Raw genomic sequence first — 10,066 nt, forward strand, 5'->3', positions numbered from 1 at the left:
CCTTTACGGCTTATTTTTATTATATGGGAAAGGTAAGACAGTTATACACTAAAGGCATTCCATTGCTCAACCATTTCGTATATTTAAATATACTTATTCTTCCACAAAGGCAGGACCCGCGTAATTATCAAAACGCGAGAATTGCCCTTGGAATGTCAATCTGACAGTACCAATTGGGCCGTTACGCTGCTTACCTAGAATGATTTCCGAGATACCTTTTAGCTCACTGTTCTCGTGATACACTTCATCTCGGTAAATAAACATAATCAAGTCGGCATCCTGCTCGATAGAGCCTGATTCACGCAAGTCTGAGTTAACTGGGCGTTTATCAGCACGTTGCTCCAAACTACGGTTCAGCTGTGACAACGCCACTACAGGTACTTTGAGTTCTTTTGCGAGGGCTTTCAAAGAGCGAGAAATCTCAGCAATCTCTAATGTACGATTATCAGCTAATGCAGGCACTTGCATTAACTGCAAATAGTCCACCATGATCATGCTAATACCGCCACGTTCACGTGCAAGCTTACGTGCGCGTGTTCGCACTTCCATTGGTGTTAAACCCGATGAGTCGTCAATAAACAGGTTATCTTTGTCTTTTAGCATCGCCATGGTATTCGAAATACGCGCCCAATCTTCATCATCTAATTGCGCGGTACGAATTTTGGTTTGGTCTACCCGACTTAACGACGCCAGCATCCTCATCATAATTTGTTCTGCCGGCATCTCCAGACTAAAGACCAACACAGGCTTTTCTTCCAGCAACATTGCGTTTTCACACAAGTTCATGGCAAACGTGGTTTTTCCCATCGACGGACGTGCGGCAACAATAATCAAATCAGACGGTTGCAAGCCACTGGTTTTTTTATCAAGGTCGGTATAACCCGTTGATACCCCAGTCACTTCTTTGTTGGTTTTAATCAACGCTTCCAAGCGATCGATGGTTTTACCTAACACCAGTTCAACTTCTTGTGGCCCTTCGCTGTTGCCAGAACGCTTTTCAGCAATTTCAAACACTTTGCTTTCGGCCATGTCCAAAATTTGCGAACTGTTCTTGCCGTCGGGATTGTACCCAGTTTCAGCAATTTCATGGGCTACGCCAATTAGTTCACGCGTAATCGCACGCTCTTTAATAATATTGGCGTAGGCCACCACGTTGGCCGCACTGGGAGTATTTTTGGCTAGTTCACCAAGATAAGCAAAGCCACCCGCCTCTTCGAGTTTATTCTGACGTTCCAGCTCTTCAGACACGGTGATCATGTCAACAGGCTGGTTATTCGCGAGCAAGCCCAGTATTGATTTGTAAATAAGCTGGTGAGAACGATTATAGAAATCCGTTTCAACGACGACTTCAGCGACTTTATCCCAAGAGTCAGGCGCAATCAGCATACTACCCAGTACCGATTGCTCTGCCTCGATAGAATGGGGAGGTATTTTTAGATTTTCGACCTTCTCGTCGCTGCTTTTCTGAGAAACTACTTTCACGATTTCAACAATCAAATTCACTAATGGGAAGACGCTAATTATGCGTCAATTTCAGTCGAAATAATAGGGCAGCATCCGTGTTCGCGCAGGATTTTAAATAGCATCGCGCCAACAATGAAAAACACCGCTATCCATGAGCGGTGTTTATGTTAAGTATTTCAGTGATTAAAATGATGACTTCACTTTACGATGTAGCATCCTTACCTTATTTTTTGTCTATTCTTACGCGTCCATGAACGGTGGATACCTTTACCGAAGCGTCGCCGCCCGACTTAGAAAACTCTAGCCAGCGGCGTGGCCCATACTTGGCTTTCGATGGCGCATTATTGGTAAGGTTATTAATAATGCGCCCACCCGCATGCGCTTCAATATCAAAACGTGCAGACACGTTGTTATCAAAATACAGTGAAATTGCACCGCCAACTGAAGACGCCCTTATATCAGCCTTTTTATTCAACGCAGTAAAGCGGGCATCGATACTACCATTTACGGTATCCACGTTCAGATCATCGATATTATCAAGAGACATTTCAATATCGCCATTCACCGTTTCAGCGTTGATACTCGTTGAACGCGTGAAAACCAAAATATCGCCATTCACGGTTTCGTATTTGCTCTCATGGGTATTGTCGCTGCGATCTTTGATATCGCCATTAACGGTTTCCATTTTTAATGGGCCAGAGATATCCTTTGCTTCCACCGAGCCATTCACTGCTTCTAAGCGCACACGGCCTGCCAGTTTAGACGCTAAGATAGTGCCATTAACCGTTTCTACATTCGCTCCACCTTGCACATCATTCACTTCCACATTCGCATTGGTTGAGGAGTACTTGATGCTGCTTGAAATAGGTAGATAAATTTCAAGCTCGTCGCCGTCATCTGAGGACCAATTTTTCCAGCTATTTCGGCTACGCTCTACTTCCACTTTGATCAGTACATCATCTCCGCGTTTACGAAAAATAAACTCTTCAGTTCGGTCGCCAAGCTCTCCTACTACGCGCACGGAAGATTTGTCCCAGCCGATAATTTTCGCATAGCCACCTAGGTGCTCTATCTTTATGTGGGAATGCATCTCAACTTCTAGTGTTTCATCGATTTTTTCGCCCGCGCCAGCCAAAAAGGCTGCGCTAAACAATCCGATTCCCATTAACATGTATTTCATACTCTTATCCTTTCACTATCAGGAATTAAATCTGTTGCCACTTTGGCGCGTGCACTGTTTCGATCAAATCAATTTGTTGCTGGTGTACATGCTGCAACATTTTAAGTAGTGCAATATTATTCGGGTCTTGTGCCAGTGCCGCTTTTATCGCTTTAGCGGCTTCATCTAATTCGGCGAGTTGCTGCTGCCAATTTTGGGTCAGAGCCGGCTGGTCTTCAAAGCGTACCAACAGCGCCTGCTTTTGCGCTTCATGTTGCTGGCTCAACGTCATCGCAACGTCCATCATATCGGGTGAAGATTGCGGTGCGGGCTGATTAAGCGTAAACCAGCTCAGTACCCCCACAAAAGCAAATGTTGCTGCCATCGCTACCCACGTTGAGGTTTGTCGTAATATCACCGTATTCCCGGCTTGTTTCCGTGGCTGAGGCTCGGCCTGATCTTTCGCCAACGACAATTCAATACCCTGCCAAAGGTCACGTTCCGGTTGTTTCTGCTTATCCAGCTGGGCAATTTGCGAAGCCAACTGGCGCTCAAAATCTTGATTACTCATAGCCCATCCACTCTTGTAACAATTGCTTTGCCCGATGAAACTGGGCTTTACTGGAGCCCACTGCCATATTCGTCATTTGCGCGATGTCTTCATGTCGATAACCTTCAATCGCATGGAGCACAAAAACAATCCGTGCGCGTTCAGGTAATCGGCTGATGTAACTATCTAAATCAACCGCATCGGTTGATGCTGACGCTTCATAATGCATGGCTTCAGAGTCTTCAATGTTAAACATTCTTTGAAACCAGCCTTTTTGGCGGCGCATGTATGAGATCGTAATATTCGATGTCACGCTGTGCAGCCACGTAGAAAACTTACTCTCGCCATTAAAATTGGCTATTTTACGCCACAGCTGAATAAACACTTCTTGCGTAGCGTCTTCCGCAAGCCCCTTGTCGCTTGTCAGTCGCAAACACAGGCTATACACCTGACCAACGTGCAACTCATAGAGTTGTTTATATGCCTGTTTGTCGCCGTTTTTCACCGCTGAAATCAAGTCACGTTCGGCTTTTTTGGCAAACGCTTCTTCAGCAGAGACAACATTTCCTTGTGTATTCAATGGGTTCGTATTCTTGCTTGTTGTTTAGAAGATGAGTCGCAGGGTAAATCAGAAAGGTTTAAAGGCGCAAAAAAATATTTTGACCCGACGTACATTCCCTCCCATCATAGTAACAGTACAACGCGATTTAGATACTCACTGGAGACACAAGGACATGCATATTACAGGCTTATTCGCAGGTTCGCTGCGGCCACTTGGACCACAGGGCAAAAAATCAGGGATCTACAAATCCCCGATTCAAGAAGCGCAAGTCAATGAGCTTGGCATGACCAATGATATCCAGGCAGACAAGCGCTTTCACGGTGGCCCGGAAAAAGCATTACACCAGTATGCGCTGTCAGGTTATGAGGCATTAATGAAGCGCTATCCACTTTTTCACAAACGCTTTTGCCCTGGCGCAATCGGTGAAAACATTAGTAGCACAGACATGCGTGACGATAACGTATTCATTGGTGATATCTATCAATTAGGTGACATTAAAGTACAAGTAAGTTCACCGAGAAAACCCTGCTGGAAGATTGGTGCCAAGTTAGAAGTGCCCGATATCGAAGCCTTCATCGAAGAAAAAGGCATTACCGGTTGGTACTACCGAGTATTAGAGAACGGCACGATGCGAATAGGTGATACCATTACACTCATTGAACGCCCTAACCCCTCATTGAGCGTAAAGCGCTTTGTCACCTTAATGAATGGTGTTGATGCGTCTATCGACAATTTACGTCAAGCGTTAGAGGCCGGTGGCCTTGATCCAGAATGGAAATCTCGTATTCAGCGACGCATTTCATCAAAGCAAGAAAGCGAAAACGATTTTCAGCAAATCTAATTCACCATTATGCTCAATCGTTCGAAATATAAACGCGCATGTTAAGTCTTAGCAAACAGGCTTTCCGTCCATGCGCGTTTTAGTATTTGTGGGCCATACCCGCGTAGTTCAAGATTTAACGCTCTAACTCGCTATAGCCCATTTGTGGTGAATAGCCATTTCGGCGCATATTATTAATGCAATCGGCCTTGTTGGCATACCCTTCTGTTGCAGCTCCGACGACTTTTCCATTTCTGGCGACACGGTGCCAACGCCATTTATTGTCGTTGTCTGCGTATACTTCCCAACGGTCTTTTTTCTCACTCATCGTTGCGTCCTCTTGGTAAAAAGGCACCGATAAGTGTAGTTCATCCTCAGTTGTAGCGCGAGTAACACGGCATGAAGACAAACGATTAAAACAACGTTACACAGCGGGATTCAGTTGCCACACACTTGAAAATACAGGCGTGCCTCGAATGCCTTCTGGTAAGGGCGCACTCACTTTCAACTCAAATTGGTAATGAGGCCCATACCAATCTTTAAGTTCTTCATTCGGCACAGAAAATGGGGGGCCCTGCATCAGATTCTCGTCGTATTGGTACAGCACAACAAATTGTTTAGCGTGGTTTGTTATCGCCAATAAGTGCTTTGCATACCGTTCTCGCATTTCAAATGGCAGTGCGACTAACGCCGCTCGGTCGTATACGGCATCCACGTGACCAATTTGCTCAGCATCAAGCTCAAAAATATCACCCACATACAAGGTGATGCCGTCTGCTTGGTAAACACGATGCGTGCTAGAATTCGACACGCTAGGTGATATGCCTAATTCATGAAAAAAATCTTGAACCGCACGCTCACTGAGTTCTGCACCCACAACCTTGATGCCCCTAGAGCGTAGCCAGGCCATATCAACCGTCTTGCCACACAAAGGCACAAACACCGTACTGCCTTCAGCTAACTGCAACCCAGAAAAATGCGCAGCCAAATACGCATTCACCTCTCCCTCGTGAAACGCAATGCGGTTTGTCTCCCATCGCTCCATCCAAAATGCTTTTTCCACTTTATGCTCCTTTCTTTATTTCTGCTGCTTCGGCGGCAAGTGCTGGCTCCTGCTTAACCAACCTATTCACGATCGCATGCACCCAAGGTGCAATAATCACTACGATGGGAAAAGCCAACGCAAAAGCAAACGCCCAGGCTTTTAACCAAATCACCATAACGCCATTTATCCACCCTACATTGAACAAGGTAATGCAAAACGACATCAAACAAGACATGATAAACGCCATCACAAAGGCAAAAACAAAGCGTGTATATCGAGTTGGAATCATTGATTTGCTCCTAGCTTAAAGTGAATCCTTTACCTACCGTTGCCATCATAGAAGATTCCTAAAATGGTTGATACACTCATTTAACCAATCTTATTTTCCATTTTTGCAATTATGCTTGATGATCTTTGTTTATTTGTTCATGTTGTAGAGCAAGGCGGCTTTTCTCAAGCCGCGCGGTTCACTCACATTCCGGCGGCAACAGTGACACGTCGAATTCAGCGGCTTGAACAACAGCTTAATATTAAACTCCTTACCCGTTCTGCCAGACAATGTGATCTCACCCACGAAGGCGAAGAAATATTTCACGCCTATGCGCCACTTGTCGCTCAGTTTGAGCAAACCCAAAAACACTTGGCGAACAAAAGTGCCTCCTTGCAAGGGCCGTTAACGGTTTTGGCGCCCACCAATCTGTCTCACACTATTTTGAAAAACATGTGGTTAGGCTTTACACGTGCATATCCGCAAATTCAACTGACACTTATTTTAAGTAATCAAATGGAAGACATAATAAAAAGCAAAGCCGACTTAGCCATTCGAGTAGGACCGCAACCTGATTCTTCGCTATATCAAAAGCGGATTGGGCAAATCACAAAAATCATGGTGGCGTCTAATCAGTATGTCAGCGAAAACCCAACGGTGTCTTCACCTGAGCAACTAAAGCATCATCGCATTATTGGCACCACCATCACCAAAGAATGGCGTTTAACGCATACTGCGACAAACCAAACTCAGTCGCTATTTTTACGATTTGCCAATACATTTAACGACACCAGTTTTGCGAAATATATGGCCTTGGACAGCCAAGGAATTTCCCTACTCCCAATCACTGAGGTCATGGAAGAAGTCAAGGCCGGAAAACTCATCCATCTATTGCCAGAATGGACGGGTGAAGTAAGAGACATTTATGCAGTTTGGCCCACTGGAAATTTACTTTCACGACGCGCCAGCTTCCTGCGAGATTTCATTATCAATTATCTGAACGAACATCTCTAACTTAGCTTGCTGAGTTCTGGGTAAAAGTCTGACTTTATTCAATAAAGCGTCTAGTATTGCATGACAACCCTGTGAGATAGTGAAGCAGATTGTGACTATGTCAGAACATTATTATTGCGCTTTCATGGAGTGAAATCATGAGTTTAGATCCCATCGTTCTTTTGGTACTGATTGGCTTACTGTCAATTAGCTGTCAGCTATTTGCGCACAAAGTACGTTTGCCTGCAATTTTACCGCTTCTTATTACTGGGATAATGGTTGGCCCAGTATTTAATGTACTAGACAGCAACGCGCTATTTGGCGATCTTTTATTTCCTCTGGTGTCACTCTCAGTCGCCATTATTCTGTTCGAGGGCGCACTCACGCTGGATTTTAAGCAGCTCGGAGCTCATGGCAAAGTCGTTACGCGATTATGTACCTTAGGCGTGCTGATTGGCTGGGTTGTGGTTGCACCGGCAGCACACTTTTTTATCGGCGTTTCTTGGGAAATTGCTTTTCTTTTCAGCGCCATTGTTACGGTCACAGGTCCGACCGTTATCTTACCGATGCTACGAGCCGTTAGGCCAAGCAAGAACGTGTCGCAAATACTCCGCTGGGAAGGAATTATTGTCGATCCGATCGGGGCGATTTTGGCTGTTTTGGTGTTCGAATACATTATCTCTTCACAAAACGCGACACTGCACACCCTGATGACATTTGGCCAAACCATCCTCGTTGGCGTGGCAGTGGGTGTTGTATTTGGCTATGGTATGAGTGTCTTGCTCAGAAAGGGTTCCATTCCTGATTATCTCATTAACACTGCCGTACTCACCATGGTATTAGGCGCATTTGAACTTGCTAACATTGCCGCCCACGAAGCGGGATTAATTACCGTAACCATTATTGGTGTTTGGCTTGCCAACGCGCGTGACGTCGACGTTGAAAGAATCATCGAGTTCAAAGAAACCCTGAGCGTTCTACTTATTTCTGCCTTATTTATTATTCTCGCAGCGCGAGTTGATTTAAACCAATTAGCGGATATTGCCTTAGGCTCTATTGCCCTTCTCGGGGTGATTTTATTAATTGCCCGCCCCATCAGCGTGTATTTAGCGACATGGCGCACGTCACTTCGATGGCAAGAAAAATGGTTAGTGATTTGGATGGCGCCGCGCGGCATCATTGCAGCGGCAGTCTCTGCATTATTTGCATTAAAGTTAGAGCAACAAGGTTACGAAAACGCACAGATGCTGGTAGCTCTGGTATTTTTTGTGATTATTTTCACCGTGACCATTCAAAGCTTAACCACAACACAAATTGCGCAATTCTTAGGAGAACGTGAACCTGCTCCCGTTGGATATCTTATTTTTGGCGGGCAGAACTTTGCGCGTATGCTGGCAAAAGAGTTACAAAATGCAGGCATTACCGTTAAGATTTGTGATACCAACTGGGATGCAATCTCAGCAGCACGCATGGAAAACATACCCACGTATTACGGCAACCCGAGCTCTGCGCATGCTGAACGCACTATGGACTTAACTGGTATTGGCAACGTATTAGTACTGTCACCTCACAAGCATTTAAACGCACAAATTACACAATATTTTCAGCACATCTTCGGCGAAGACCGGGTATTCGGTTTACATCACGCCGACATGAATAACTCAGACGCGCACTTACCCAACTATAAATACTTAAAAAGCCTAGGCTTATTTGGCGCACTGACCTACTCTAAACTTGCCAGCCTAACTGCCAGTGGCGCAGTGGTGAAGAAAACCACACTGACAGAGCAATTCGGCATACAGGAATACCACGAAAAGTATGCCAATAACTACACGCCTTTATTTATGCAAGATCCCAAAGGACGCATTTCACCGTTTAAAAAAGAATCACAAAAACCGATACAACCTGGCACGCAACTGATTAGCCTAATAAACCCAGATGCAATCAAGCCAGAGCCTAGCAAAACTTAGCTTTAGAGCAACGTACAGGGTGGAGCTGCGTAGAGTCAACACGCTGATTCAGCGTAAAAATGCCTGGAAGAATGGCGTCGAAAAAATATAGACAATATTAAGGTGTTTGAAAGGACTTAGTTCACGTACAACCAGTTTAAAAAATTTCGTGTTTCAAGTGAGCTATTTAGCTGAACACGTTTGGGGCCTAGCCCATCTGAAAATACCACTTTATTTTTGTTAACTGAAATAGTGGTAATGGGTGGCAATATAGTAATTTCCTTACCGTTATAAGAATAGGACAATAGATTACATTCCTTATGAAGTAATAGGGGCTCTATTTCATAGACACTGAGATTCAACAAGTCGATCTAAGCATTGCGTCGGCAAAACAGTGAATTAATAGAGAATAAGAGAAAAATACGAAGACAGGGAATAGTCTGATACAGATAGGCCGGATTGACACCCGACCTACAATATATAAGAGATAGGTATCTTATAGAACAATAACGTTCGCAGCTTGAGGGCCTTTATTTCCCTGCTCTACGTCAAACTGTACGTTTTGGCCTTCAACCAACGTTTTGTAACCTTCAGACGCGATAGAACGGAAATGAACGAAAACGTCTTTGCCACCTTCTGATGGAGTTAAGAAACCAAAACCTTTATCTTCGTTGAACCATTTAACAACGCCAGTCATTGAATTTGACATGTAATAAACCTCTAATAAATTATAAACTTTTAGTGATAACTCACTATATTTTCTATAGAAATTACGTAACTAGGTATGAGCGATTGTAGATTTATAACTTATTCGAGACAGAAAAGGTAAGAAAATACAGAGCAAAACATCAGTAATACAAACGCCTATAGACGCCGACACCATACAGGCATTTGTTCCAATTGTCTATATTTAATTCAATTACATGCTTTTGGCTCAGCTTCGCATAGACGCCCAATTGCTCGCGCTTATCGCTAAGCAAGTGCCTTCGCACGTATCGGTGAGCCGACAGAGAAGCTTTCTTGCAGTCAAACTACTTTATAGAATCCACTCGACATTGAATGCACAACCTGTGGGTGTCCAATGCATTTCTACAAGAATTTCTTAAGCCTTAAACAAAAAACCCGGCCTAAGCCGTAATGCCAGTCAGTTAAGCTGACTGGCATTTTTCTTTTTAGGATATTTGCTTGGCTTTGCCCTCACCGCTCTTGGATATACTCTATCAGGCCGCTTGTCTGGTAAGACACATAGTCTAAGA

The 10,066-nt window shown here is 44.4% G+C and carries 11 protein-coding genes; 3 read left to right on the top strand and 8 right to left on the bottom strand.

Annotated features, from left to right (window positions below; translation table 11 throughout):
- Positions 1–93 precede the first annotated feature (93 nt).
- The 4 genes from dnaB to OE749_RS18120 all read right to left on the bottom strand — a co-directional run bounded on the left by dnaB (position 94) and on the right by OE749_RS18120 (position 3,753).
- Complete coding sequence (gene dnaB, locus OE749_RS18105; protein WP_263713904.1) at positions 94–1,482, bottom strand: replicative DNA helicase; 1,389 nt, start codon at positions 1,480–1,482, stop codon at positions 94–96.
- 205 nt (positions 1,483–1,687) lie between these two features.
- Positions 1,688–2,644 (bottom strand): DUF4097 family beta strand repeat-containing protein, encoded by a 957-nt coding sequence (locus tag OE749_RS18110; protein ID WP_263713905.1) that lies wholly within the window; start codon positions 2,642–2,644, stop codon positions 1,688–1,690.
- Between the two features lie 25 nt (positions 2,645–2,669).
- Positions 2,670–3,194, bottom strand: coding sequence for a hypothetical protein (locus OE749_RS18115; RefSeq protein ID WP_263713906.1), 525 nt, complete (start codon positions 3,192–3,194; stop codon positions 2,670–2,672).
- On the bottom strand, positions 3,187–3,753 hold the full coding sequence (locus tag OE749_RS18120) for an RNA polymerase sigma factor (protein ID WP_263713907.1): 567 nt from the start codon (positions 3,751–3,753) through the stop codon (positions 3,187–3,189). Before OE749_RS18120 ends, OE749_RS18115 begins: the two co-directional genes overlap by 8 nt.
- A gap of 154 nt (positions 3,754–3,907) precedes the next feature.
- Between OE749_RS18120 and OE749_RS18125 the strand changes: the two genes are divergently transcribed.
- Positions 3,908–4,576 carry an MOSC domain-containing protein gene (locus tag OE749_RS18125; RefSeq protein WP_263713908.1) on the top strand — a complete coding sequence of 223 codons (669 nt, stop codon included), beginning with the start codon at positions 3,908–3,910 and terminating at the stop codon, positions 4,574–4,576.
- A 115-nt stretch (positions 4,577–4,691) separates the two neighbouring features.
- On the opposite strand, the gene OE749_RS18130 is transcribed toward OE749_RS18125, so the two are convergent.
- The 3 genes from OE749_RS18130 to OE749_RS18140 form a co-directional block, all read right to left on the bottom strand.
- Positions 4,692–4,883, bottom strand: coding sequence for a YegP family protein (locus OE749_RS18130; protein ID WP_263713909.1), 192 nt, complete (start codon positions 4,881–4,883; stop codon positions 4,692–4,694).
- Between the two features lie 96 nt (positions 4,884–4,979).
- Positions 4,980–5,618 (bottom strand): thiopurine S-methyltransferase, encoded by a 639-nt coding sequence (tmpT, locus tag OE749_RS18135; RefSeq protein WP_263713910.1) that lies wholly within the window; start codon positions 5,616–5,618, stop codon positions 4,980–4,982.
- Position 5,619: 1 nt separating this feature from the next.
- Complete coding sequence (locus tag OE749_RS18140; protein WP_263713911.1) at positions 5,620–5,889, bottom strand: DUF2798 domain-containing protein; 270 nt, start codon at positions 5,887–5,889, stop codon at positions 5,620–5,622.
- A 111-nt stretch (positions 5,890–6,000) separates the two neighbouring features.
- On the opposite strand from OE749_RS18140, the gene OE749_RS18145 reads away from it, so the two are divergent.
- Entirely contained in the window at positions 6,001–6,882 is an 882-nt protein-coding gene (locus OE749_RS18145; RefSeq protein ID WP_263713912.1) for a LysR family transcriptional regulator, read from the top strand.
- A 137-nt stretch (positions 6,883–7,019) separates the two neighbouring features.
- Positions 7,020–8,831 carry a cation:proton antiporter gene (locus OE749_RS18150; RefSeq protein WP_263713913.1) on the top strand — a complete coding sequence of 604 codons (1,812 nt, stop codon included), beginning with the start codon at positions 7,020–7,022 and terminating at the stop codon, positions 8,829–8,831.
- Positions 8,832–9,306: 475 nt separating this feature from the next.
- Here OE749_RS18150 and cspE read toward each other — a convergent pair whose 3' ends face one another.
- Positions 9,307–9,519, bottom strand: coding sequence for a transcription antiterminator/RNA stability regulator CspE (cspE, locus tag OE749_RS18155; protein WP_263713914.1), 213 nt, complete (start codon positions 9,517–9,519; stop codon positions 9,307–9,309).
- Between the last annotated feature and the right edge of the window lie 547 nt (positions 9,520–10,066).

This window comes from Fluctibacter corallii (assembly GCF_025751585.1).
Lineage (GTDB): Bacteria > Pseudomonadota > Gammaproteobacteria > Enterobacterales > Alteromonadaceae > Fluctibacter_A > Fluctibacter_A corallii.